The sequence below is a fragment of the Polyangium spumosum genome (assembly GCF_009649845.1).
Classification (GTDB): domain Bacteria; phylum Myxococcota_A; class Polyangia; order Polyangiales; family Polyangiaceae; genus Polyangium; species Polyangium spumosum.
On the sequence record NZ_WJIE01000007.1, the window covers coordinates 423,990 to 447,098 of the forward strand.

At 69.7% G+C, this 23,109-nt stretch carries 19 protein-coding genes and 1 tRNA gene; 11 read left to right on the top strand and 9 right to left on the bottom strand.

Going from position 1 to position 23,109, the window contains the following annotated elements:
* Positions 1–24: 24 nt before the first annotated feature.
* From GF068_RS25945 to GF068_RS25955, 3 genes are all read left to right on the top strand, one after another.
* The gene (locus GF068_RS25945) at positions 25–405 is read left to right on the top strand and encodes a response regulator (RefSeq protein WP_153822129.1); all 381 of its coding nucleotides are present in this window, start codon (positions 25–27) and stop codon (positions 403–405) included.
* A gap of 69 nt (positions 406–474) precedes the next feature.
* A complete protein-coding gene (locus GF068_RS25950; protein ID WP_153822130.1) occupies positions 475–1,314 on the top strand; it encodes an AAA family ATPase in 840 nt (279 codons plus the stop codon).
* Positions 1,315–1,667: 353 nt separating this feature from the next.
* Positions 1,668–2,171, top strand: a complete 504-nt coding sequence (locus GF068_RS25955) for an Hcp family type VI secretion system effector (RefSeq protein WP_153822131.1) — start codon at positions 1,668–1,670, stop codon at positions 2,169–2,171.
* A gap of 102 nt (positions 2,172–2,273) precedes the next feature.
* Here the strand turns inward: GF068_RS25955 and GF068_RS25960 are convergent, their stop codons facing one another.
* Complete coding sequence (locus GF068_RS25960; protein ID WP_170319674.1) at positions 2,274–3,176, bottom strand: N-acyl homoserine lactonase family protein; 903 nt, start codon at positions 3,174–3,176, stop codon at positions 2,274–2,276.
* An 84-nt stretch (positions 3,177–3,260) separates the two neighbouring features.
* Between GF068_RS25960 and GF068_RS25965 the strand changes: the two genes are divergently transcribed.
* The 3 genes from GF068_RS25965 (at position 3,261) to glmM (ending at position 6,528) form a co-directional block, all read left to right on the top strand.
* Positions 3,261–4,172, top strand: coding sequence for a LysR family transcriptional regulator (locus GF068_RS25965; RefSeq protein WP_170319675.1), 912 nt, complete (start codon positions 3,261–3,263; stop codon positions 4,170–4,172).
* Positions 4,173–4,219: 47 nt separating this feature from the next.
* Entirely contained in the window at positions 4,220–4,954 is a 735-nt protein-coding gene (locus tag GF068_RS25970; protein ID WP_338046574.1) for a glycosyltransferase family 2 protein, read from the top strand.
* A gap of 146 nt (positions 4,955–5,100) precedes the next feature.
* Entirely contained in the window at positions 5,101–6,528 is a 1,428-nt protein-coding gene (gene glmM / locus GF068_RS25975) for a phosphoglucosamine mutase (protein WP_338046575.1), read from the top strand.
* Positions 6,529–6,537: 9 nt separating this feature from the next.
* Here the strand turns inward: glmM and GF068_RS25980 are convergent, their stop codons facing one another.
* The gene (locus tag GF068_RS25980; RefSeq protein WP_153822134.1) at positions 6,538–8,625 is read right to left on the bottom strand and encodes a tetratricopeptide repeat protein; all 2,088 of its coding nucleotides are present in this window, start codon (positions 8,623–8,625) and stop codon (positions 6,538–6,540) included.
* 94 nt (positions 8,626–8,719) lie between these two features.
* Between GF068_RS25980 and GF068_RS25985 the strand changes: the two genes are divergently transcribed.
* Positions 8,720–10,366 carry an OmpA family protein gene (locus GF068_RS25985; protein ID WP_153822135.1) on the top strand — a complete coding sequence of 549 codons (1,647 nt, stop codon included), beginning with the start codon at positions 8,720–8,722 and terminating at the stop codon, positions 10,364–10,366.
* A gap of 46 nt (positions 10,367–10,412) precedes the next feature.
* Positions 10,413–10,697 carry a hypothetical protein gene (locus GF068_RS25990; RefSeq protein ID WP_153822136.1) on the top strand — a complete coding sequence of 95 codons (285 nt, stop codon included), beginning with the start codon at positions 10,413–10,415 and terminating at the stop codon, positions 10,695–10,697.
* A 3-nt stretch (positions 10,698–10,700) separates the two neighbouring features.
* Here the strand turns inward: GF068_RS25990 and GF068_RS25995 are convergent, their stop codons facing one another.
* From GF068_RS25995 to GF068_RS26005, 3 genes are all read right to left on the bottom strand, one after another.
* Positions 10,701–11,060 (bottom strand): VanZ family protein, encoded by a 360-nt coding sequence (locus GF068_RS25995; protein WP_153822137.1) that lies wholly within the window; start codon positions 11,058–11,060, stop codon positions 10,701–10,703.
* Positions 11,061–11,141: 81 nt separating this feature from the next.
* Positions 11,142–11,214: transfer RNA gene (locus tag GF068_RS26000), tRNA-Ala, on the bottom strand.
* Between the two features lie 112 nt (positions 11,215–11,326).
* Positions 11,327–12,496: an acyl-CoA dehydrogenase family protein gene (locus GF068_RS26005; protein WP_153822138.1), complete on the bottom strand. Its 1,170-nt coding sequence runs from the start codon at positions 12,494–12,496 to the stop codon at positions 11,327–11,329.
* Positions 12,497–12,676: 180 nt separating this feature from the next.
* On the opposite strand from GF068_RS26005, the gene GF068_RS26010 reads away from it, so the two are divergent.
* Together GF068_RS26010 and GF068_RS26015 are read left to right on the top strand one after the other, a co-directional pair.
* The gene (locus GF068_RS26010; protein WP_153822139.1) at positions 12,677–13,693 is read left to right on the top strand and encodes an ATP-grasp domain-containing protein; all 1,017 of its coding nucleotides are present in this window, start codon (positions 12,677–12,679) and stop codon (positions 13,691–13,693) included.
* Complete coding sequence (locus GF068_RS26015; protein ID WP_338046576.1) at positions 13,690–14,448, top strand: enoyl-CoA hydratase/isomerase family protein; 759 nt, start codon at positions 13,690–13,692, stop codon at positions 14,446–14,448. The genes GF068_RS26010 and GF068_RS26015 overlap by 4 nt, the downstream gene beginning before the upstream one ends.
* A gap of 3 nt (positions 14,449–14,451) precedes the next feature.
* Here GF068_RS26015 and GF068_RS26020 read toward each other — a convergent pair whose 3' ends face one another.
* Positions 14,452–16,212, bottom strand: a complete 1,761-nt coding sequence (locus GF068_RS26020) for a WD40 repeat domain-containing protein (protein WP_153822140.1) — start codon at positions 16,210–16,212, stop codon at positions 14,452–14,454.
* A 187-nt stretch (positions 16,213–16,399) separates the two neighbouring features.
* On the opposite strand from GF068_RS26020, the gene GF068_RS26025 reads away from it, so the two are divergent.
* Positions 16,400–17,536, top strand: coding sequence for an STAS domain-containing protein (locus tag GF068_RS26025; protein ID WP_170319676.1), 1,137 nt, complete (start codon positions 16,400–16,402; stop codon positions 17,534–17,536).
* Between the two features lie 28 nt (positions 17,537–17,564).
* On the opposite strand, the gene GF068_RS26030 is transcribed toward GF068_RS26025, so the two are convergent.
* The 3 genes from GF068_RS26030 to GF068_RS26040 are packed head-to-tail and all read right to left on the bottom strand — an operon-like array spanning position 17,565 to position 22,850.
* The gene (locus GF068_RS26030) at positions 17,565–18,803 is read right to left on the bottom strand and encodes an RCC1 domain-containing protein (RefSeq protein WP_153822142.1); all 1,239 of its coding nucleotides are present in this window, start codon (positions 18,801–18,803) and stop codon (positions 17,565–17,567) included.
* Positions 18,804–18,861: 58 nt separating this feature from the next.
* Positions 18,862–19,407, bottom strand: coding sequence for a hypothetical protein (locus tag GF068_RS26035; protein WP_153822143.1), 546 nt, complete (start codon positions 19,405–19,407; stop codon positions 18,862–18,864).
* Complete coding sequence (locus GF068_RS26040) at positions 19,404–22,850, bottom strand: hypothetical protein (RefSeq protein ID WP_153822144.1); 3,447 nt, start codon at positions 22,848–22,850, stop codon at positions 19,404–19,406. The genes GF068_RS26035 and GF068_RS26040 overlap by 4 nt, the downstream gene beginning before the upstream one ends.
* Positions 22,851–23,109: the final 259 nt, after the last annotated feature.

Below are 23,109 nucleotides of genomic sequence, written 5' to 3' on the forward strand. Positions count from 1 at the left end.
CGGGGTTTGTAGGTACCTCGTGCCGTGAAGACGAAGCAGCAGCCGCGGCGATTGGTCCTTCTGGTGGACGACGACATCCGCTCGGCGCGTGTCTTCGTGCGGATGCTCCGCGAGGACGGATTCGACGTCGAGCTGGCCCACGACGGCGCCGTCGCCATCGGCAGGCTCTCGCGCGCCCCTGCGCCCGACGTCCTCGTGACGGACCTGCAACTGCCGCACGCCGACGGCATCGCCGTGGCGAAGTACGCGCGCTCGTGCAACCCCCAGCTCCCCATTTTCGTGGTGACCGGGTATCCGCAGATCGTCGCGGCGCACGCCAAGGGATTCGATCCGGAGCCGCGGATCTTCACGAAGCCGCTCGATTATCCCACGTTCGCGATGGAGCTCGATCGGGCGGGCACGTGAGCGCAGAGCTTGCGCGCCGCCGCAAACGGCGCGCCCCGCGGGGGTTTCTCCCGTGCTAGCTTCCCGCCCATGACGGAGTTTCGCCGTTTCCGCGGCACGCTAGGTTATCTCACGAACGACGCCCTCGAGGCCGCCGTGAACTGCGCCCTCGCGCTCGAGCGCCCCCTGCTCGTGAAGGGCGAGCCCGGGACGGGCAAGACGCTGCTCGCCGAGGCGATCGCCCAGACGCTCGAGACCGAGCTCATCCCGTGGCACGTGAAGAGCACGACGCGGGCGCAGGACGGGCTCTACGTCTACGACACGGTGCAGCGCCTCTACGACTCGCGCTTCGGCGACGGCGACGTGCGCGACATCCGCCGCTACATCAAGCTCGGCCCCCTCGGCCGCGCGCTCGCCTCCGAGAGACGCGTGATCCTGCTCATCGACGAGATCGACAAGGCCGATCTCGAGTTCCCGAACGACCTGCTCCACGAGCTCGATCGCATGCGCTTCCGCGTCGTCGAGACGGGTGACGAGTACGTGGCGAAGGAGCGGCCCGTCGTGATCATCACGAGCAACAACGAGAAGGAGCTGCCGGACGCCTTCCTGCGCCGCTGCGTCTTCCACTTCATCGATTTCCCGGACCGCGAGTTCATGCGGCAGATCGTGAACGTGCACCACCCGGAGCTCTCGCGGGCGCTCGTCGATCAGGTGCTCGCGGTCTTCTACGAGATTCGCAACATGTCGCGGCTGCGCAAGCGCCCCTCCACGAGCGAGCTCATCGACTGGATCGCCGCGCTCCGCAAGGCCGGGATCGACGAGGTGAAGCTCGAACAAGCGCTGCCCTTCCTCGGGGCGCTGCTCAAGAAAGAGCAGGACCTCGTCGCCTACGCTGACCAGCTCGCCGGCGGACGCAAATACCGCTCCTGACGCGCCGCATCCTGGATCGTCGTTCCCCCACCGTGGGGCCTCGTGGATCCAGGCGCTTTGCCCCACCCCCCGCCCATTCTCGCGCAACGACACCGTATCCTTGCGGCGTCGCTGTGTCTTTTGGCGGATCCTGCTATGGCACGAAGCCTGCAGCGGAATTCCCCTCGAACGGCTTGTTTCTCCGACCCGCAGAAGACGCTTGACGCCGACGCGGAAACGAGAGAAAGCCGAACGACCGTACGCGGAGGTCTCGGATCTCCGAGTTCGGACTGGGAGGCCGTCATCTGCCAGCGCGCAATAAGGCGTAGACTGAGTCCAGGGGACGGCGCGACCAAACGGAAGAGGTTAGCACCATGGCTCTCAATGCGTATCTTCGGCTGAAGGGGCAGAAGCAAGGCGAGATCAAGGGCTCCGTGACCCAGAAGGGTCGCGAGAACAGCATCATGGTCATCGCGGTCTCGCACGAGATCGTGAGCCCCCGCGATCCGGCCAGCGGCCTGCCGACCGGCAAGCGCATGCACAAGCCCTTCGTCGTGACGAAGGAGCTCGATAAGGCGTCGCCGCTGCTCTACAGCTCGCTCGTCAACAACGAGAACATCTCGGAGTGGGAGCTCAAGCACTACACGCCGCAGGTGAAGGCGCAGCAGGGCGTGGGCACCGAGGTGAACCACTACACGGTGCGCCTGATCAACGCGAACATCGCGTCGATCAACTTCCGCATGCCGAACAACCGGAACCCCGATCTCATGAAGTACGCCGAGTACGAGGAGATCTCGTTCACGTACCAGAAGATCATCTGGACGTGGACCGAGGGCGGCATCACGGCCGAGGACGACTGGGAGACCCCCCTCGTCTGAGACTGGGCTGACGCCCAGCAAAATCAGCCGGGCGGCCTTCGGGTCGCCCGGTTTTGTTTTGTCTGCCGACGTGGGGGCTCCGGTCGGTCCGGTGAATCCGTCTCAGTCGTAGTACGCCGGCGCGTGGCGCAGGGACGAGATCTGCTCGAAGTCGTGCTGGATCCAGAGGGTGGCTCCCCGCGCTTCGAGGAACGACTCGATGGCCATCATCGAAGCGCGCGTCGCCGCCTCGTCGGCGTTGAAGCTCGGCACCGTGCGCCGCTCGCGGGCACCCGTGAAGTGGTAGAGGTCCCCGGAGAGCACGACGGGGCCCGTCTGCTCCAGCTCGATGAACAGCACCTGATGCCCCGGGGAGTGCCCGGGCGCGGGCAAGATGCGCACGCGGCCGTCCCCGAACACGTCGTGTTCGCCCTCGAGCACCCGCGCTCTCTCGGCGCTCAGCTCCGCGTAGCTCTTGGCGTCGAAGCCGTAGAGCTCCGGGTTCGGACCGAAGGCGGCGTCGAACTCGGCGCGCTGGATGAGGAGCGTCGCCCCGCCGAAGTGATTGGCGTTCCCGCTGTGGTCGTCGTGGAAATGGGACAGGGCGAGAAAGTCGACCTCGTCGGGCGTGACGCCGATCTCTTCGAGCTGGGGCAGCAGCGGCTTCGTCACCGACAGATCGAATCCGCCGTTGAAGACCGTCACCGGCTCCGGCCCGAGGCGATCGTCGATGCCCGTGTCCCACAACAGCTTTCCCTTGGGATGATCGATGAGGAAGCAACTGTTCGTCAGCTTCTTTGCCGTCCCTTCGTCTTCGCCGGGGGTGAGCAGCGAGAGGTCGTTGATCGTGACGTTCCCGCACTCGAGCACGTACACGCGCAGGGCGGGCGTCGTGTTCGCCGTCTTCGACGGGCCGGTGCAACCGATGACGAGCAACGCGCCGGCGAGGGTCGCGCCTGCGCGCGAGACGATCTGGAGGAGCTCGCGCCCCAGGTGACGACCGAGATGAAAACCGAGGTTGAACATGCCCGAGAACCTAGGCGGTCCCGGGTCATGCGCCCATCGCATCACGCCGATTCCAGTCATTCACTTTCCGAATATCATGACCCCATGAGCGCCCCTGCGCTGGACTCCCTGGACCTCAACAAGCTCGTCGCCCTCGAAGCCCTGCTCCGCCACCAGAGCGTCTCCGCAGCCGCGCGGGAGCTCGGGCTCACCCAACCCACCCTGAGCCAACTGCTCGCGCAGGTGCGCCTCGTGTTCGACGATCCGCTGCTCGTGCGCACGGGCAATCGCATGGTCGCGACCTCCAGAGCCGCGGCCCTGCGAGGGCCTCTGGCGGACGCCATCACCAGCGTGCGCAGATTGGGGCAGGAAGCGGTGTTCGTCCCGGGGAGCGCCGTGGCTCGACTGCGCGTCGCCTGCACCGACTTCGTCGCGGGCCTCGTCATGCCCGCCGTCGTGCGGCGGCTCCGCGCGGAAGCGCCCGGCCTCCACGTGGAGCTTCAGAACTGGGGCGCACGACGGGCGGAGACCCTGGCCACGGACGAGCTCGACCTCGGCATCGGCACGGGTTCCCGCCCCCTGAGCGGCATCTATCAGCGCAAGCTCTTCACGGACGAGTTCGTCTGCATCGCCGACAAGAACAACCGCGCCGCACACCGAAACTGGACCCCTGCCGGCTTCGCGTCGCTGCCCCACGCCCAGCTCAGCGTGAAAGGCGTCGGCACGGGCGCGGTGGACGCCGCCCTCGCGGAACAGGGCCTGTCGCGCACCGTGGCGGTGTCCCTGCCCCACTTCTGGCTCGCCGCCGACTTCATCCTCGGCACGGACCTGGTGCTGACGGTGCCCCGGAGGTTGTGCGCCGCCCTCACGGCCCGCTCGCCCGGCCTCAAGCATGTCCCCCTGCCCCTCTGCGTGCAGGGCTTCACCGCCACGCTGCTCTGGCACGAGCGCCGCCACCACGACCCCGCCCACCGCTGGCTGCGCGACGGCATCGTCGAAGCGGCGCAGAGGGTGTGACCTGCGCGGGTTGAAGTCAGGGCGCAATTTCGCTAAGGCGTGCCCTCGTGTTCTCCGGTGCGCGTATCGCCGTGGTGATCCCGGCGTTTCGAGAAGAGGAGCGGATCGCCGACACGGTCCGGCGCGTGCCGGCGTTCGTGGACCACGTCGTGGTCGTCGACGACGCGAGCGACGACGAGACCTCGGCCGCCGCGCGCGCCGCGGGAGACGAGCGGCTCGTGCTCGTCCGGCACGCGGAGAACCGCGGCGTCGGCGCGGCCATCCTGACCGGTTATCACGAGGCGCAGGCGCTCTCCGCCGACGTCGCGGCCGTGATGGCCGGCGACGGGCAGATGGACCCGCTCGACCTGCCCACCGTGGTTGGCCCCGTGGCGCGCGGGGAGGCCGATTACGTCAAAGGCGACCGCCTGCGCCACCCCTCGGTCTTCCGGGACATGCCGCTCCACCGGCTGCTCGGCACCTCGGCGCTCGCCTGGATGACACGACGCGCGGCGGGGCTCTCGTCGCTCTCGGATAGCCAGTGCGGTTACACGGCGATCGGCAGAGCGGCGATGGAATGCCTGCTCCGCGAGGGGATGTGGGCGCGATATGGATACCCGAACGATCTGATCGGGACGCTGGCGCGGCGCGGCTATCGAATCCACGAGGTGCCGGTGAAACCCGTCTATCGCGGCGAGGCGAGCGGGCTCCGGCCGTGGCACATCTTCACGATCGGGTACGTCGTCGGCCGCGTGGCCGTGCGGCGCGCCGCGGATCGGGCGGAGCGGAGCGCCACACGATGAGCCCCTCGAAATTCCTCCAGAACCGGGACAACCGGAAGGCCCGGACAACATCCAACTTCCCGAAGCCCGTCGCCGAGGCCGAAGGGTCGTCGTGTGCCCAAAACATTGGGCTGACGCACGGCCCCTTCCGCGGCTAGCGTGGCGGCGTGGCCGGGACGAAGTCGACCAAGCAGAAGGAGCAAGGGCCTTTGACCAAGAGCAGCGGACGAAAGCTCTTCGGCACGGATGGAGTTCGTGGGACCGCAAACGAACCGCCCATGACGCCCGAGATGGCGTTGCGTCTCGGCCGCGCCATCGCGTTCGTCGCGCGGCGCGGCAAGGGCCGCAAGGTGCGTGTCGTCATCGGCAAGGACACGCGCCTCAGCGGCTACATGTTCGAGACCGCGCTCGCCTCGGGCATCTGCGCGATGGGCGGACACGTCATGCTGAGCGGGCCGATCCCCACGCCCGCCGTCGCGCAGCTCACGCGCAGCATGCGCGCCGACGCCGGCGTCGTGATCAGCGCGAGCCACAACCCGTACGGCGACAACGGCATCAAGATCTTCGGCCCCGACGGCTTCAAGCTGCCCGACGCCGAGGAGGCCCAGATCGAGCGGCTCATGGAGGGCCACGAGCTCGACGCGCTCCGCGTGACGGGCGCGGCGATCGGCGACGCGATGCGCCTCGAAGACGCGCGCGGCAGGTACGTGGTCTTCTGCAAGAACACGTTCCCCGCGCAGCTCTCGCTCGACGGCGTGAAGCTCGTCTGCGACGCCGCGCATGGCGCCGCCTACAAGGTCGCGCCGCTCGTCTTCAGCGAGCTCGGCGCGGACGTCATCCCGCTCGGCGTGAAGCCGAACGGCCGCAACATCAACCGCGACTGCGGCGCCTTGCACCCCGATCACGTGGCCTCCGAGGTCGTGCGCAAGGGCGCGGCGCTCGGCATCGCGCTCGACGGCGACGCCGACCGCGTGATCATGGTCGACGAGAAGGGCCAGATCGTCGACGGCGACGCGATCATGGCGCTCGTCGCGCTCCGCCTGCTTCGCCAGGGCAAGCTGCCGCGTGGGACCGTGGTCAGCACCGTGATGTCGAACCTCGGCCTCGAGCGCGCGCTCGCCGCCGAGGGCGGCCGCGTCGAGCGCACCGCGGTCGGCGACAGGTACGTCGTCGAGGCCATGCGCGCCGGCGGCTACAGCTTCGGCGGCGAGCAGTCGGGGCACCTCATCTTCCTCGACCACGCGACCACGGGCGACGGCATCGTGGCTGCGCTGCAGGTCCTCGCGATCATGCTCGAGTCGGGCAAGCCTCTCTCGGAGCTCGCCTCGCAGGCGATGCAGCGCGTGCCGCAGGTGCTGGAGAACGCCACGTTCGTGCGGCGCTTGCCGCTCGAGTCGATGGAGACGATGCGCCTCGTCGTCGACCGGGTGGAGAAGACGCTCGGCGGCAAGGGCCGCGTGCTCGTGCGCTGGAGCGGCACCGAGCCGAAGCTGCGCGTGATGGTCGAGGGCGAGGACGAGGCGCAGATCGCGAGGTACGCGCAGGAGATCGTCGAGGCCGCGAAGAGCGACGTGTCGAGCGTCGCGACGAGCTGAGGTCGGCGCTCAAGGCTTCTTCGCGAGGCGCGCCCGCGCGGCGGAGGCGGTCTTCGTGTCGCCGATCTTCTCGGCCAGGCCGAGCATCCGGAGCCAGAGCGCCTGCGCCTCGTCCGGCTTGCCGGCCATGTCGAGCGCGGTCGCGAGCTGGAACGTCGCGCCGTAGTGATCCGGGTGGTGCGCGAGGACGGCGCGGAAGTGCGCCGCCGCGGCATCCGGGTTTTTCCTCTTGTAGAGCGCGTCGAGGCCGAGCTGCATCGAGTCCGTCGGATCGGAGAGCGAGAGCCCTTGCTGGCTCTCGTCGATCGCGGCGACGCGGGCGCGGGCGTGTTCGGCCGTCTTCGTGTCGCCGATCGCCTCGGCCATCGTGATCATCTTCGCCCAGAGCGGCCGCGCGCCGCGCGTGTCCCCCGCCTGTTCGAGCGCCGTCGCGAGCTGGAACGTGGCGCCGTAATGCTCCGGGTTCTGCGCGAGCACCTCGCGGAACCGCGCCGCCGCGAGCACGGGATCGCCGCGCGTGTACAACGCTTCGAGCCCGAGGTTCATCGGATCCGGCGCCGCGTTCGTCGGCTCTCGTGTGGCGGCGGGCCGCGGGATCGCGGGAGCGGTCGCGGCGCCTGTCCTGCCCGGTTTTTCGGGCGGGCTCGACGATTTCCAGGCGACGAAGATCGCCACGACGACGACCACGGCGGCCGCGAGCCAGACGAGCACGAAGCTCGGCCCGCTCGCCTCGCGTGGCGCCCGCGTGGTGGCCTTCTCGTCCGTCGTTTTTGCGTGTTTCTCGGCTTCCGTCACGGCGACCTTCCTCCGGATGACGAGCCCCACGAAGAGGGCCCCGAGCGCCCCGAAAAAGACGAGCGGGAACACGCTCGAGCCCGCGCGCGCGGCCGGCCCCGGCAGGGCGCCGAGCGCGCGGAGGACGTCGTACGTCGTGGGATCATAGGTGTGAAACGTGATGAACGTCTCGTGGAAGAGGGCGAGCTCGACCGCGGCGCACGTCATCACCCCGAGCGTTGCAAACCGCGGCCCCGGCGCGCGTCCGCCCCAGGGGAACGTGACGAGCGACCACGCGGCGAGCAGGCGCAGGATCGGATCGAGGACCACGAGGAAACGCAGGTTCTTGGGCAGCCCGGCGAACGCGGCGAGGCAAACGAAGAGCAGCGCCGCGAGCCAGAGCGCGCCACGATCCTCGCGAGGACGCTCGACCAGGCGCGCGAGCGCGACGATCACGAGCACGCAGACGATCGGCGCGAGCACGAAGAGGTCGAAGAGGGGCCGGTGCGGCGGGCCGCTCTGGTACTGGACGCCGTAGTCGCTGAAGAACGAGGCCTGCGTGAGGCGCAGCAGCGCCACGAAGGCGGAGGCGTCACGGCCGATCAGGACGAAGCCGGCGAAAAAGAGGGCCGGCGGTGCGAGAAAGAGCAAGGCATCGGCGCGGCGGAGGCGCGCGCGCGTGACGAGCGCGGTCGCGGCCACGAGGCCCGCGTACGGAAAGACGAACGCCTCCTTCACGGCGAAGGCGAACGTCGCGAGCAGGGCGAAGAGCGCCATCGGGCCCGCGCGCGCGCGGAGCTCCTCGTGTTCGTCCTGCAAGAGCCTGACGAGGGCCCACGTCGCGGCGAGGAACGCGGCGCAATACACCTCGTCCTGGAGCGCGCGGCGCGAGAGCGCGAGCTGCAGGGGCGAGATCGCCGTCAGCGCGGCGGCCACGAGCCCGACGCGCGGGCCCACGAGGCGCGCGCCGAGCAGGTACGTGAGGACGATCGACACGATCCCCGCGATCGTCGACAGCCACGCGAGCGCGCGGCCGTCACACGGCGCCTCGGCCGAGCACGCGAGCGTGGCCATCACGAAGTACCCGAAGCGCAGTGGCGTCGGCGAATCCGCGAGGTCCGCGCGCTCGAGGTGCGCCTGCACGAGCCGCGGGTACGCGGAGAGCCCCTCCTGCTCGAGGAAACGCGCCCCGGCGACGTAAGCCGCCTCGTCGCCGACCCCGTACGACGCGACGTCGTTCCACAGGATCCGGAGCGCCGCCCCGAGGCCCACGATCACCAGGAAGGCCGCGTACGTCGCGCGGGCTTCGGTTTGGCGCGTCATGGGCCTGCGTTGTACTCCGCCGGGTCGTCGTCACGAAAGCCCGGAGTCCGCCGCGTAACTTGACGTCCCCGCGTGGTCGCGGTTTTCTGCCCGCATGCGCCTCGATCGCCTGGGGCGGACTCGGTCGATCCTGACCGCGGCCGCGATCTTCCTGCTCGCGCGCCCCTCGTCCGCGCAGGAGGTGGGCGCCCTCGAGCGGTTCCAGCCCTCCGCCGCGGGGGACGCCCTCTTCGGCGTGCCCTCCCCCGGCGCCTCGGGCCACCTCGTGCCTCGCGCCAAGGCGGTCGTCGACTTCGGCCTGAACCCGCTCTCGATCCAGGACGGCGAGAGCCGGGCCGCCATCGTCTCGCAGCAGACCTTCCTCCACCTCAACGCCTCGCTCGCGCTCTGGGATCGGCTGCTCGTCTCGCTCGACATGCCCTTCGCGCTCACGCAAGGCGGCGACAGCCCCACCGTCGCGGGCGTGACGTTCCCCTCGCCGCAGTCGGCCGAGGTCGGCGACCTTCGCCTCGGCGCGCGTGTGCGGCTCTTCGGCGAGGATCGTGGCGCCTTCCAGATCGGCCTCGGCGGTCATCTCGTCGCGCCCACGGGCCCGGCTGGGTATGCGGCCGAGGGCGCGGTCCGCGGCGAGCCACACCTCGTCCTCGGCGGCCGCGTCGATCGTTTCCTGTACAGCGCCTCGCTCGGCACCACCTTGCGCGCCTCGGCGCGCCCGCACACCTTCGACGCGCGCGCCGGCGCCGCCGTCGTCTTCGGCGAGGACTTCTTCCAGCTCGGCCCCGAGCTCTCCCTCTCCACGCCCTTCGCGCGGGAGATCCTCCTCGACACGCCGGACACGCGCATCCGCACCGCGTCGGCCGTCTCGGCCGAGCTCCTCCTTGGCGCCAAACTCCGCCCGTTGCCCTTCCTCGTCGTCGGCGCCGCCGCGGGCCCCGGCCTCACGCAGGGCTACGGCACGCCCGTCTTCCTCGCGGTGGGCAGCATCGGCTACGAGCCTTTGGCCAAACCCGCCAGGAAGGACGACGACCCCGGCCCGAAGGCCGAGCCCAAGAAGAAGGGCCCGCCGCCCGACACGGACGGTGACTTCATCGTCGACCCGAACGACGCCTGCCCGAACGAGCCGGGCCTGAAGAACGACGACCCCAAGAAAAACGGCTGCCCGCCCGACGCCGACGCCGACGGCATCCGCGACGCCGTGGACGCCTGCCCCAAGGATGCCGGCGTGGCGAGTGACGACCCGAAGAAACACGGATGCCCGCCCGATCGCGACGGCGACACGGTCCCGGACACGACCGACGCCTGCCCGGACGAGCCTGGGAGACCCGACGCGGAGGCGAAGCTCAACGGCTGCCCGAAGGTCGAGGTCACCAAAAAAGAGATCGTCATCCTGCGGCAGATCCGCTTCCGGTTCGGGCAATCGAGCCTGTACCAGACGGTGGATCCGGTGAGCGACGAGCTCTTGCACGAGGTCCGCGACGCCATCCTCGAGCACCCCGAGATCGAGCTCATCGAGATCCAGGGCCACGCCGACGCGATGGGCCCGGACGAGTACAACATGATCCTCTCGCAGAGCCGCGCCGACTCGGTGCGCGCCTGGCTCATCAAGCGCGGCATCCCGCCCGAGAAGCTCGTGGCCAAGGGGTACGGCGCCTCGATGCCGCTCGGCTCGAACGAGTCGAAGGAGGGCCGGCAGCAGAACCGCCGCGTGAACTTCGTCATCATCCGGAAAAAAGAGCCCTGACACGGGAGCCTTGAACCCGGCGCGAGGGCGGCCCTAGAATCGGCGCATGCCTGCCCTCGCGCGTCTCTCGGTCGGATCCCTCGCGCTCTTCGTGCTGGTGGGCGTCGTCGGTTGTGACGCGGGCGGGCTCCTGGAGGTCGAGGACAAGCGGCCCGACCCGCCGGTCGTGGCGCAGGGTCATCCCGCGACGGAGATCGTCGCCGGCGGCACGAAGGTGAGCAACGGCAAGTACAAGCTCATCTACACGATGGGGCAACCGACGCCCCAGAGCGTGCAGAAGCAGCCGGAGGGCCGCCGGCTGAACGGCGGCATGCCCGGCGTGACGCAGTAGCCTTCAGACCCGCGGCCGCGCGAGCCAGCCGAAGACGATCACGCCGAGCAAGTTCGCCGCGAGGTCGCCGAGATCGAACGTCCGCGACGACACGAGCGCCTGCGTACACTCCTCGATCGTCGCGGCGAGCCCCACCACGACCGGCCCGGTCGGGAGCCGCAGCCGCGTCACGCGTGCGTCGTTCGTGGCCCTGCGCGCGAGGAACGAGGCTCCGCCGAGCAGCACGAAGTGCAGCACCTTGTCGAGGTACGGCGTGGTCAGGATCGAGAGCGGCAGCCCGCGTGCGTACGCCAGGCCCGAGATGATCCCGAGCAGGACCACGTACCCTGCGAGGGCGAGCCTCCATGCGCGGACCGAGCTCATCGCGTCGCCATCCTGATCGAGGGCCACAAACGACGAAGGGCGCCGCGTTGTGTGCGGCGCCCTCGTCGTCCTTCGTGCCGGTGGAGCTGAGGGGAATCGAACCCCTGACCTCCTGACTGCCAGTCAGGCGCTCTCCCAACTGAGCTACAGCCCCGTCGTCTTGGGAGGCGCAGTATCTACAGCGTCCCGCGCCGGTTGTCTCCCCTTTTTTTGGCGATCCCCCCCACAGCCATGCGCTTTTTTGGGGTGGGGGGGTCCGTCCCCGCTCAGAAGCCCATCAACTTCGCGATGTAGTACTTCATCGTCTCGGTCGTCCCGCCGCCGATGCGGAAGAGCCGCTGGTCGCGCCAGGCGCGGGCGATCTGGAAATCCTCGATGTAGCCCCAGCCGCCGTGGAATTGCAGGCAGGTGTCCATGATGTCGCTCACCACGTCGCCGACGAGCACCTTGGACATCGAGATGTATTTCACCGTGTCGAAGCTGACCGGCCCCTTCTTCACGTATCGCTCCTCGTTGTAATGGTCGAGGCACTTGTAAACGAAGGCCTTCGCCGCCTCGGCGCGCGTGTAGAGGTCGACGAACTTGTGCTGCCAGACCTCGCGCTTGATGATCGGCTTGCCGAACGCCACGCGCTCGCGGCCATAGTTGATCGTGTGCTCCAGCATGTAGAACGCCCCGGCGAGCGCGCTGACCGAGCCGATCAGCCGCTCGCTCTGGAAGTTCTGCATGAGATACATGAAGCCCATGTTCTCCTCGCCGAGCAGGTAACGCTTCGGGATGCGCACCTCGTCGAGGAAGAGCTCCGCCGTATCCGAGGACTTGTTGCCGATCTTCTTCAGCTTCTTCGAGACGGAGAACCCCTTCGCGCTCGTCGGGACCAGGAAAAACGAGCAGCCGTGCGCCCCTCGATCCGGCGTCGTCTTCGCGAGCAGCGTGATCCAATCGGCGCGCGTGCCGTTCGTGATGAACGTCTTTTGCCCGCTGATCACGTAGTCGTCGCCGTCCTTGCGCGCCGTCGTCAGGATGCCCGCCACGTCGCTGCCCGCCGCCGGCTCGCTCACGCCGAGCGAGATCACCTTCTCGCCCGCGAGCACGGGCTTCAGGACCTCCTCGATTTGCGCCGGCGTCCCGAGGTCGCTGATCACCGGCGTCGCCATGTCGCTCTGCACGAGCAGGCCCATCGTCACGCCGGCCAGGCGCGAGCGCGGCAGCTCCTCGGCCTTCACCGCGCTGAACCAGTAATCGAGGCCCATCCCCCCGTGCTCCTCGGGAAAATGGGCGCCCAGGATGCCGAGCTCACCGGCGCGCTTGAACACCCAATTCGGGAAACACTCGTCCGTCTCCCATTCCTCCGCGTGCGGCGCGAGCTCCTTCTCGGCGAACGCGCGGACGGTCTTCCGGAACTGCTCGTGCTGCTCGGTGAAGGGCAACCACATGGCCTCGGTCTCCTCGGTATTCGGCGTCCTCGCCCGGGTTTTCCCGGGGTTTCGAGGATGATTCGTACACGAAACATTCGCGGGCGCAAGAGGAAGAAACGTGCGTCTGCTTGCCGCGCCAGCACGCCGAGGGAACCGCGCGCCCCCGCCCCCAAGCTCTGCTAGCCTCGGTCCCCCCGGATGCGGTTCCTCCTCCTCTCGCGCAACGCCAATCTCTACTCGACCAGCCGGATCGTCCTGGCCGCCCGCGCGCGTGGCCACGAGATCACGGTCATCGACCCGCTCGACCTGCAGATCGTCGTCTCCAAGGGCCGGTCGAGCCTCCTGCACGACGGCAACCCCGTGCCGCGCTTCGACCTCGTGATCCCCCGCATCGGCGCGAGCATCACGAACTACGGCCTCGCCGTGGTGCGCCAGTTCGACCTCATGGGCGTGCCCGTGCTCAATAGCGCGGTCGCAATCGCCCGCAGCCGCGACAAGCTGCGCGCCCTCCAGCTCCTGAACCGCAAGAATATCGACGTCCCCGCGACGATTTGCGCCCGCAGCCCGGCCGGCGTCGATTCGGCCCTCGCCCTCGTCGGTTGCCCCGCCATCGTCAAGCTCCAGCAGGGCACGCAGGGCATCGGCACCATGATCGCCGAGACCCCCCAGGCCGTTCACTCCCTCCTCGAGACGCTCTGGGCCATGGGCCAGGACATCGTCCTGCAGGAGTACGTCCGCGAGTCGAAGGGCCGCGACATCCGCATCATCGTGGTCGGCGGCAAGGTCGTCGCCGCGATGCGCCGGGTCGCCAAGAAGGGCGAGTTCCGCTCGAACCTGCACCGCGGCGGCAAGGGCGACAAGGTCAAGCTCACGCCCGCCTACCGCAACGCCGCCATCCGCGCGGTCAAGGTGATGGGCCTCGAGGTCGCCGGCGTCGACATGCTCGAGTCCAAGAAGAAGCCGAAGATCCTCGAGATCAACAGCTCCCCCGGCCTCGAGGGGGTCGAGCGCGCGAGCGGGATCGACGTGGCCTCGGCCGTCATCGAGCACGCCGAGAAGTACGCCGCGACGCACGGGCGCATCTCGCAGCGCGAGGTCGACCTGCGTATCACGAGCGTCATCCACGACGAACGCACGCCGCCCCGGCGCATGCCGCCCATCCCCGCCCGCATGAACGGCCGCCTCAACGGGCGCGTCCGCGGAGCGCCGCCGTGAGCCTGCGCATCGAGCCCACGGGCGACGCGCTCGTCCTCTCGATCGACCGGCCGAAGACGCGTAACGCCCTCGACCGTGACCTCACGCGCCGCATCGCCGAGGCCGTCCGCGTCGCCGAGGCCGACCCCGCGGTCCGCGGCGTCGTGCTCACCGCGACGGGCGAGGAGACCTTCGTCTCGGGCGGGGACCTCCACGAGATCGGCCGCGCCGTGCGGGAGCAGGCGGGCCCCGCGGGGGTGCTCGACATGTACGAGGACCTCGCGGCGCTCGAGTCGAGCGAGCTGCCCGTGATCGCGGCCGTGCAAGGCGACGTCTACGGCGGCGGCTGCGAGCTCTTGCTCCTCTGCGACATGGTGATCGTCGAGGCCCACGTCTCGCTCGCGTTCCGGCACGCCCGCATGGGCCTGTCGCCGGCCTGGGGTGGGCTCACGCGGCTCGTCGAGCGCGTGGGGCCGATCGAGGCGCCGCGGCTCCTCTTCTCGGCCGAGAAGATCAGCGCCGAGGAGGCCGCGCGGATCGGGCTCGTGAACGAGGTCGTGCCCCGGGGACAGGCGCGCGAGCGGGCGCTCGGGCGTATCGGTCGTATCGCGGACGGCGCCCGCGCGGTGGTGGCGGCGCAGAAGCGCGCGCTCACGGCCGTACGCAAGGCCATGCGGGGCGACGCGATCGAGCGCGAGCGGGCGATCTTCGCCGAGGTCTGGGGCGGCCCGGCGCATCAGGCGGCGCTCGACGCCTTCTTCAAGCGGCGGGGCTGATCTTCACGGGACGAACAACCAGGCCTGGTTCCCGCTCATCCGCACGCGCCAGCGCTTCGACGCGGGATCCCAGTCGAACGACGCCACCTGCCCGCTCGACCCGACCGAGCCCACCTTGCGCGCGCCGCGTGGGCTCGCCGTGATCTCGTAGACGTCGCCTCCGGGGTCGATGTACCCGTGCGTCGTCCCGTCCTTCTTCGCGTACTTCCCGCCGGCCTGCGCCGGCGTGTCGATCGGCGCCTCGAGCGCGCCGCCCGGCGGCAGATACACGAGCCGCAGCTTGCCGTCCTTCGAGGTCGTGATGCCGCGTGTCCCGTCGGCGAAGGGCAGGATCGAGCCCACGCCGTCGCCTTGCAGATCCCCGACGATCGACGTCTCCACGTCCGCCGCGGGCGCGCCGTGCTTCGCGCGATGGACCACGCACGCGCCGGCGTCACACGGCACGTACACCGTGTCCGCGTCGAGCGCGCTCGCCCCGAGCGTGGAGACCGCGGCGTAGTCGGTCGATCGGAGCGCCTCGCCCGTGCGCGGATCCCAGCGGAAGAGCGTGCGTTGCGGCGCGATGACCACGTCGCCCGAGGGCAGGAGCGTGATGCGGATCTTGAACGAACCCACGCTGCCCACGAGCGGCCCGAACTCGGGCCCGAGCCGCCCGTCAAGCGCCACCGCGCGCACCCGCAGGTCGTCCACGGCCACGTACGCCGCCCGGTCCCCCGCGGTTTGTCCCGCGCAGCAGGCGATCTCCACGACGTTGCCGCCGAGCTCGATCGGCGCGCGGATCGTCGGCGATCCGCGCAGGTCGTCGACGCGCCAGAGCATGTTGTCGTCGCCGCCGCCGAGCAGCGTCTTCGTGAGGGGATCGTAGGCGACGGCCTGCTGATCACGCATCGCGAAGAACGACCGACCGCGGCGAAAGCCCTCGACGAGGGGCTCCGAGCTGAAGACCTTCCGGCCCTTCACCACGTCGGCGATCGCGAACTCGTCGTCGTCGCCCGCGTACGCGATCTCGTCGGGCCGATCGGGCATGGAGAAGACGTCGTTCACGTCGTCGTCCGTGTCGAACTCGGTCGCCTTGCCCGTGGCCACGTCGATCAGCGTCACGTCGTCGCTCTCCGAGCCGGACACCACGCGCTTGCCGTCCGCGGAGAACCGGATCCGCACGGGCACGTCAATCGTCGTCGCGGCGAGCTGCTTCAGGCTCGGGTACTCGACGACACGCACGTAGCCGCTGGAGAGCGCATACGCGAACCGCGACCCGTCCGGCGGCGCGGTGACGTCGATGACGGGCCCGGCGACGAGGCGCGAGCTCTTGGCGAGTGTCTTCGTGTCGTGCAGCCAGATCCCCGTCGCGCCGGCCACCACGAACGCGGAGCCGTCCCCGACCGCCGCGGCGGCCTCGGCCGTGTGTGGCACGAAGACCGTCTTGCCGAACCGCGTTTGCAGCGCGCCGCGGATCGGCAGCCGCGGGTCGAGCCTCAGGCTCGGCTTCGTCCCCGTCCCGTGGACGGGCGCGCGTTCGGCCTGCCCCTCCTCGGGCGTGAGTGGCCCGCTCGGCGCGGCCACCCCTCCGCCCACCCCGAGCCCGCCGAACCCCCCGAACCCCGGCGGCCCGGGCGGCGGCGACGATCCGGGCCCTGGCAGGCTCTTCATCAGCGACGTGCACAGGCCCATCGGGCAGCCGCAGCACCCCGACGCGCCGAGCACGAGGGGAAAGAGGCACGCGGCCGTGACACGCGCGAGGACACCAAAGGCAGAGGTACGCACCGGCCCATGAAAGCGAAAGGCCGGGCGCATGGGAAGGGGGCGCGACGCGAACCAGCGCGCCAGGTCACCGATCCTGCATCAAAATGACGACCGCCCTGTCAACGTGATGACGTCGCGAACAATTCAAATTGCAGGATTGCAATGTGGCGACATGCGGTGATACGCACGGAGGATGGTGGGAGGGGACATGCTCCAATCGTTTCTCGACGCGTGCCCGGGGATCTATTTCGTGACGAGCCCGGAGGGCGTCATCCGGAGGGCGAACAGGGAGGCAACCCGCGCCTTCGGTGATGCCTGCGCCGAGGGCCTTTCCCTCCTCTCGAACGTCCACCCCGACGATCGCGGGGAATTCGAGGCGCTCTGGGCGCGCCTGCCGGAGGACGGCGAGGCCGAACGCGTGGTCACCCGCCTGCGCGCCGCGGATGGGCAATACCAGGCCTATTCCTTCAGCGCGCGCCGCGTGAAGGAGGGCCCCGAGGTCCACGCCGTCCTCCTCCCCGCCCCGGCGGCCCCGCCTCCCCGCGAAAACGACCCGGAGAAGATGCTACGCGTGATCCTCGATCACCTCGAGCTCGCGCTCACCGTCGTGGATCGGGACGGCGTCGTCACCTTCAATGACGGCAAGGCCCTGATCACGAGTGGCCTCGGCCCGAACGTCAACCTCGGCAAGAACCTCGCCGAGACCTACGCGCACGATCCCGTGATCAAGGGGGGCACCCTCGGCGCCCTTCGCGGCGAGGACAAATATTACGTCGTCGAGGCGCACGGCATCCTCTGGGAAAACTGGTTTTGCCCGGCCAGGGACGAAAAAGGCGAGGTCATCGGCGCCATCTGCGTATCCCTCGACAAGAGCGCGGCGAAGCGGCAGATGCAGGAATTGCAACACAAGCTCGACCTCATCGAGCGGCAGCAGGAGGTCATCCGTGACCTGGAGACGCCCATCATGGAGATCTGGGAGCGCGTGGTCACGCTCCCGATGGTGGGGGTCGTCGACAGCGAGCGCGCCGCGCGGGTGATGGACGACCTGCTCGGGGCGGTCTCGCGGCTCAACGCGCGTTATGCGATCATCGACCTCACGGGCGTCGATATGGTGGACTCGGCGACGGCGGCGCACCTGCTCTCCCTCGTGGCCGCCATCCGCCTTCTCGGCGCCGAGGGCATCATCACCGGCATTCGCCCCACCGTGGCGCAGACCGTCGTCAGCCTGGGCCTCGACCTATCGCAGATGATCACCTGCTCGAACCTGCGGGAGGGCCTGCGGCTGTGTATGCGGCGCATGAACGCCCAGGCGACGGCGGGCGCCCACGCCGGCGCGCGCCTCTAGGATTGCTCAGGGAACGAGCGTGATTCGCTCATTCGGCGTGCGGGCCGAGGACGTGGCGCGGCTCGTGTACGAGCTTGACATCCATCGCGCCGGAGCCGTCGTTGACGGGCGTCGGCAAACCGCCGCCGTCGCCGAGGTATCCGGAGATTCCGGCACACGCGATCGCGCCGCTCTCGAGCCGCGCGCACAGGCGCCCGCTGCCGCTCGCGATCTCGATCGGCTTGCCGGCGAACGACAGCGGCTCGCCGCCGAGCACATCACGGAACTTTCCCGCGCAAGTCACGCGGTCCGCGCCGTCGACCGCGCAGACGAATCCGTCTCCGATCGCGACGTCGCGCGCGCGCTCGAACGGCATCGTCACAGCACCATCGTCGAAACCGGCGCCCCAGCAATACGTGTCGCCCGCGCGCGTGATCGCGCACGCCGTCGCGCCGTTCGATTCGAGGTGGACGACGTCGTCGAAGGCCCCCACGCGGTGCAGAGCGCCGTCGTCCTGCTCCTTGCCGTGCGCCACGCCGAGCACGCCATGATAATTGGCGCCCCAGCACCACACCGCGCCTGCTGCATCGGTCGCGCACGAGAACCCGGCGCCGGCCGTCAGCAGCGTTGCTCCACGAATCGGCACCTTGCTCCGCGCGTATTCGCTGCCCGCACCCGCCGGCGCCCGCTTTGCCTCGCGACCGCCGACGTCCCCGAGCACCGGCGGCAGGCCGTGCAAAAACACGGGGGCCACGCAGACGACCTCACCACGAACGATGGCGCAGACGTGGTAGTCGCCGACCGCGATTCGTGAAGCGCCCGCGAGCGCCGCGACCTCTCCGCTCCCGCAGGGCTTCTCGCACAGCGCGGTGAAGATCCCTTCCGTGCAGCGGACGGTGCCTTGCGAGAGCGTGCACGTACCCTCCATCGAGGTCGCGACCTGGTCTCCGCGTTCGAACGGGAGCTCGACGGCCAGCGCCGCGTGCTTGCTCTCGCAGAGATTCATCCGACCGCGCTTCTCGTCGCGCCCCCAGCACGCCACGCGACCGCCGTCGAGGAGCGCGCACGTGTGGAGCTCGCTCGCGACGAGAGCCGTGGCCTTCGCCGACCGATCGGCGAGCGGCGCCGCGCAGCCGAGCGGCGGCACGCCGGTGAGCGCCGGAGGCGGCGGCAACGAGGGCGCAGGAGCCGCCGGACGCTCGGACGCGCCCCCGCATCCGGCGAATGCCATGAGAACGAAGGCGACGGCCGAACCGGAGCGAGCGAACGGGACGGTGGCGGACGGCATGGGCGCGGGAGGGTAGCGAGCAGGAAGAACGATGCAAGGCCGCCCGCCGTCGAGCGCGTCAGTCCTCCTCGGTGAGCGCCTCCTCGGTCCAGGTGACGTCGATATCAAAATCGAAATAGCCGCGGGCCGTGGCGCGCAGCCTGCGATCCTCGCGGCTGTACTCCTGCACGAGCACCTCGCCGCCCGGGGTGAGGATGCCGCCGAACGTGAACAGCTCTTGCGGCTGGCTCTTCGCGTCGCGGATCGACACCGCGCCGATGAAATAGGGCGGCTCGATCCCCTCCGAGTTCACCTTCGTCTCGCTCGTGATGTCGCTCTGCAGGACGAAATCGAGCGAGATCGTCCACCGCTCCACGCCCTCGAACAGGGCGCAGCCATTGACCTTGGCGCCGTACGTGGTCTGCGCGGCGAGCAGCCATTGCTCCGACGGCGGAGGCCCCTCCTTCATCATCACGTCGAGCTTGCCCTTCACGGGATGGTAATCCTGGTTCACTGCCACGTTCGAGCAGGCGAGCGAGCGCCGATCGAGCGGCTCCGTGCCGCACGCGCAGGCAAGGAGAGCGGCGAGCGCCGCGAGGCCATGAATCGAAGCCTTCGTCTTCATCGAACGGACCTTTCATGCACAGGACGAGCGCGCCGCTTGCGCGCCCACGCCCCCGCGAGGGCGACGAGCCCGAGGAGCTGCGCGAATGAGCCCTCCGTCTCGGAGGACGCCACGCGGCAGCCGCACGACGACGCGTCCTCGTCGCCCTTCGAATCGGGCCAGGGGATCGGCGTGAGATCGGGATCTTTGCCTCCCACCCAGGGCGGGGGCGGCGTCATGCCGAGATACTCCCAATCGGAGAGCTCCCACTCCTTCCAGGGCACGACGGTCAAGGCCGTGAGGTTCTCCGCCAGGATCGTATCGAAGCCATGAAGCGCCTTCTCGTGGCGGCGCGGGTCGAGCTCCACGATACGCGCGTCCCATCGCCGCGGCGTGTACGACGGCCGGAGCCGCATCAATCGATCGTGATAAAATGCGCTCGCCGAGTCGTACCCGAGCCCCTCGGTCGCGTACAGCACGTGCCCCGACGGCGAGAGCGCCAGGTGCGCCCGCTTCACGTGTCCCTCCAGCACGATCGAGCCGACCTGCGACGCGAGCGTCCACAGGCTCAAGGGGTTCTCCAGAAGGACACGCTCCGTCAACGCCTCCACCTGGGCGCCCTCGCCGCCGCAGATCGCGTCGAGGGTCGCGACGTACGGCATGCCGTCGATGTCCACGTAATGGACGAGCCCGTCCTTGAAATCGGCGGCCACGATCTTGGTCGTCGACGCCTGCACGCTCCCGCCGCGGACGCAGGTGGTCTCGCCTTCGCGCCCCCAGGCGAGCCAGCCGCCGTCGATGGCGACGAAGCCCGAGGGATCGGGGATCGAGAGCGCGTACGTCTCGCCGCCCGGGAGGCGCAGCTCGCTCGCCGCGCCCGATTGCGCGAGCACGGCGAGCCCGCCTGGTGCATACGCGCAGGCGCTCGCCGACGCTTGCGCCGTGAGCGTCAGGGCCGAAGGCGCCTCCGCCGTCTCGCCGTCGAGCGCGAGTTCGAAGAGGCGCGTCTTTTCGCTCGCGGGCCTCTCCACGATGCAGACGCGCCTTCCATCCTCGCGTGCGCCGAGCGCGACCACGGGCCCGAGCGGCTCGGCGGCGATCGAGCTCTCGCCGGCCGCGTCGAGCAACGATTCGAACCTCGGCCGGTCGATCCACCGATACGTGCCGCCCCTTCGTGTCTGCCGCCAGAGCGCCCAGTCGGCTTCGCTCTTGGTCACGAACGTCCCGCCCTCCACGTTGCGTAGGTTCGCGAAGAACAGCGCCTCGCCCGGCTCGAGCTTCTCCGGGACCGGCACCCATTCGTGGTAGACGTACACCTGCGACGTGTAATCGGGCATCGCCACCGGGCTATCGAAGCCACACAGGGTGAGATCACCGACCGAGACGCAGCCGCCGCTCTCGTCCCCCGTGTCGGGAGGCAACGTGTACCAGGCGTACGAGGTGACGTGCAGCATTCCATGGCGGAACCACGCGCCCGCATGCGGCGTCATGCTCTTTTGCCCGAACGGCTCGCCGATCGTGCGGAACCCCGGGTCGAAATTGTAGAGGACCCCGTTTTCCCCATTGTCCTCGGCGAACATGCCGAGCGTCACCGCGCCGTCCGCGAGCGGCGCGAAATACGGCGACCTGTCGTCGAACGTCTGCAGATGCGCCACGCGCTCGGCGCGCGTGTCATTGATGGCCACGAGCCAGACCCCGCGGGTGTGCGTGTGGAGCGCGAACAGGTTCGACTGGGTCGGCGCGTGGTAGCCGGCGAGCGAGACGTAGTGGATATCGAGCATCTCCTCGGCCGGGTCACTACAACGCGTGGCCTCCTCCTCGGCCGATCCCAGGATCGGGCAGCCCGTGCGATCGAGGTCGATCACGGCAAACGCCCCGCCGTCGCGATATCGCATCACGCGCCGGTCGTCGTCGACGCGCTGGTAGGTCGTCGCGCCGAAGCCCGGGTCGTGGGCGGTGTCGGGCTTGCCCGCGGTCACCGTCTCCGCGCCCGTCGCGACGTCGACGACCCTGTTGCCGAGTAGCGCGTAACCCAGCCCGGCGTTGAAGTCCGGCGACGTCCCGTAATCGAAGTTCGTGCTCCTGACCGGCGCGCCGTCACCTTTCAGGCAACGAAAGCCGCTCATGTTCTCGACCCGATGACAGACGGCGCCGGGCCACACCCCCCGGATGTGCAGCCCGTGGACCTCGATCATGCGATCACGGAAGAGCGTCCAGTCGTGCATACGCATCGACGGCGCGAGCTTCGGCGCGGAGGACACGCGCGGCGGGCCGCTCGCCGGGTCGCTCGGATCGGTCGCGAAGAGGCGCACCTCGGTGCCATCGTGCACCCCGTCGTCGTCGCCGTCGGGGTCGAGATCCGAGAGGCCGAGGCTGATCTCCCGGGCGAGGGGCAGGCCGTCGCGGTCGGCGTCGAGGCGGGCCGGGTCGAAGAGCAGCGGGCGCAGCGCGAAATCGACGTCCATCTGGACGAAGGGCTCGCCGGTCGTCGGCACCAGATTGCCGATCGAGACCTCCATCGTGCTCCGCGCGAGCCAGGGTGGATGCGGCGCTCGCAGGGCGGCGCCGTCGGAATCGACGACGCAGAGCCGCGACCCGCAATCGAGCAACGTCGCCCCGAGCGTCGGGCTCCAGGCGATCGGCGCGGGCTTCACGCCGGCCGCGCGCGTGACGGCCGGCTCGGCGATCACGTGCACCACCTTGTCCGGATCGACGCGAACGAGCCACGTGGCCGTCTCGCCGTCGATCGGCTGCGCCACGACCACGAGCAGGCGCCCCGCGCCGTCGACCGTCGCGCTCGCGAGGTAAAAGGGCTCGACCACGGGCGCGTCGGTCCACGGGTACGGGTCCGGGAACGCCGCAAACGCGGCCTGGATCGCCGCGCGCGTGGCGAGCGGCGTGGGGGGCGCCGGCGCGTCGAGGGACAGGGTGTAAAAACCGTCCTGGGTCGGCAGATACACCGTGCCGTCCGGCGCCGCGGGCACCCCACCTGCGAACGTCTTGTCGAGCGCGGGCGGCATGCCCGCGGCGCCCGGCGGCAAGGCGAGCACTTGCTCGGAGTTCACGCCGCAGACGGCGCGATACACCGCGAAGCCCTCGGGGCTCTCGCCGCCCTGGCTGCCGGGGAGGGCGTCGTAGCCCCAGGCGAACGCGTAGAAGTGCTCGTCGCCGGCGCGGGCGGTGCCTTGCAAGCCGTGCCCGCCGTAGGTGGGATCGTTGAGGCTCCCCGGCGTGAGCACGTCGGGGCCGCCGCAATCGAGCTGGTTCCAGAGGCGCTGCAACCACTGCTTCTTCTCCGGATGGACGAAGAGCACCCCCGCGGACGCGCCGGGCAACGCCTCCCCGAGGGAATACCCATCGGGCCCCTTCACCTCGGCGCGCGCCGCGGGCGCGAGGCTGAGCAGGGCCCCGCAGGTCAACACGAGCAGGGGGAGAGGGGTGCTGGGACGGGGGCGCAGGGCCATGGAAACCAGGGTCGCTCCGTGCGCGCCGGGGCGTCAAGGCCCTCCGAAACGGCCGGGCAGACGCGCCGGAGCGAAGCGCAGATCCGCACGAACGAACGGCGAACCTGCAGGAGCAAACCGCTCGGACCCGGGGAGCGAACCACGAACCTGCAGGAGCGGACCGCTCGCCCGCAGGAGCGAACCGCTCGGACCACGGGAGCGAATCACGAACCCGCAGGAGAAAAAGGCTCGTCCGCGGGAGCGAACCGCAAACCCGCAG

Coding starts and splice junctions, on each gene's coding strand:
- GF068_RS25990 (WP_153822136.1), top strand. CDS start 10,413: ATGCCTGCCCTCGCGCGTCTCTCGGTCGGATCCCTCGCGCTCTTCGTG.
- GF068_RS25985 (WP_153822135.1), top strand. CDS start 8,720: ATGCGCCTCGATCGCCTGGGGCGGACTCGGTCGATCCTGACCGCGGCC.
- GF068_RS25980 (WP_153822134.1), bottom strand. CDS start 8,625: ATGACGCGCCAAACCGAAGCCCGCGCGACGTACGCGGCCTTCCTGGTG.
- GF068_RS26010 (WP_153822139.1), top strand. CDS start 12,677: ATGCGGTTCCTCCTCCTCTCGCGCAACGCCAATCTCTACTCGACCAGC.
- GF068_RS25960 (WP_170319674.1), bottom strand. CDS start 3,176: ATGTTCAACCTCGGTTTTCATCTCGGTCGTCACCTGGGGCGCGAGCTC.
- GF068_RS26035 (WP_153822143.1), bottom strand. CDS start 19,407: ATGAAGACGAAGGCTTCGATTCATGGCCTCGCGGCGCTCGCCGCTCTC.
- GF068_RS25965 (WP_170319675.1), top strand. CDS start 3,261: ATGAGCGCCCCTGCGCTGGACTCCCTGGACCTCAACAAGCTCGTCGCC.
- GF068_RS25995 (WP_153822137.1), bottom strand. CDS start 11,060: ATGAGCTCGGTCCGCGCATGGAGGCTCGCCCTCGCAGGGTACGTGGTC.
- GF068_RS26040 (WP_153822144.1), bottom strand. CDS start 22,850: ATGGCCCTGCGCCCCCGTCCCAGCACCCCTCTCCCCCTGCTCGTGTTG.
- GF068_RS26030 (WP_153822142.1), bottom strand. CDS start 18,803: ATGCCGTCCGCCACCGTCCCGTTCGCTCGCTCCGGTTCGGCCGTCGCC.
- GF068_RS25955 (WP_153822131.1), top strand. CDS start 1,668: ATGGCTCTCAATGCGTATCTTCGGCTGAAGGGGCAGAAGCAAGGCGAG.
- GF068_RS26025 (WP_170319676.1), top strand. CDS start 16,400: ATGCTCCAATCGTTTCTCGACGCGTGCCCGGGGATCTATTTCGTGACG.
- GF068_RS26005 (WP_153822138.1), bottom strand. CDS start 12,496: ATGTGGTTGCCCTTCACCGAGCAGCACGAGCAGTTCCGGAAGACCGTC.
- GF068_RS25950 (WP_153822130.1), top strand. CDS start 475: ATGACGGAGTTTCGCCGTTTCCGCGGCACGCTAGGTTATCTCACGAAC.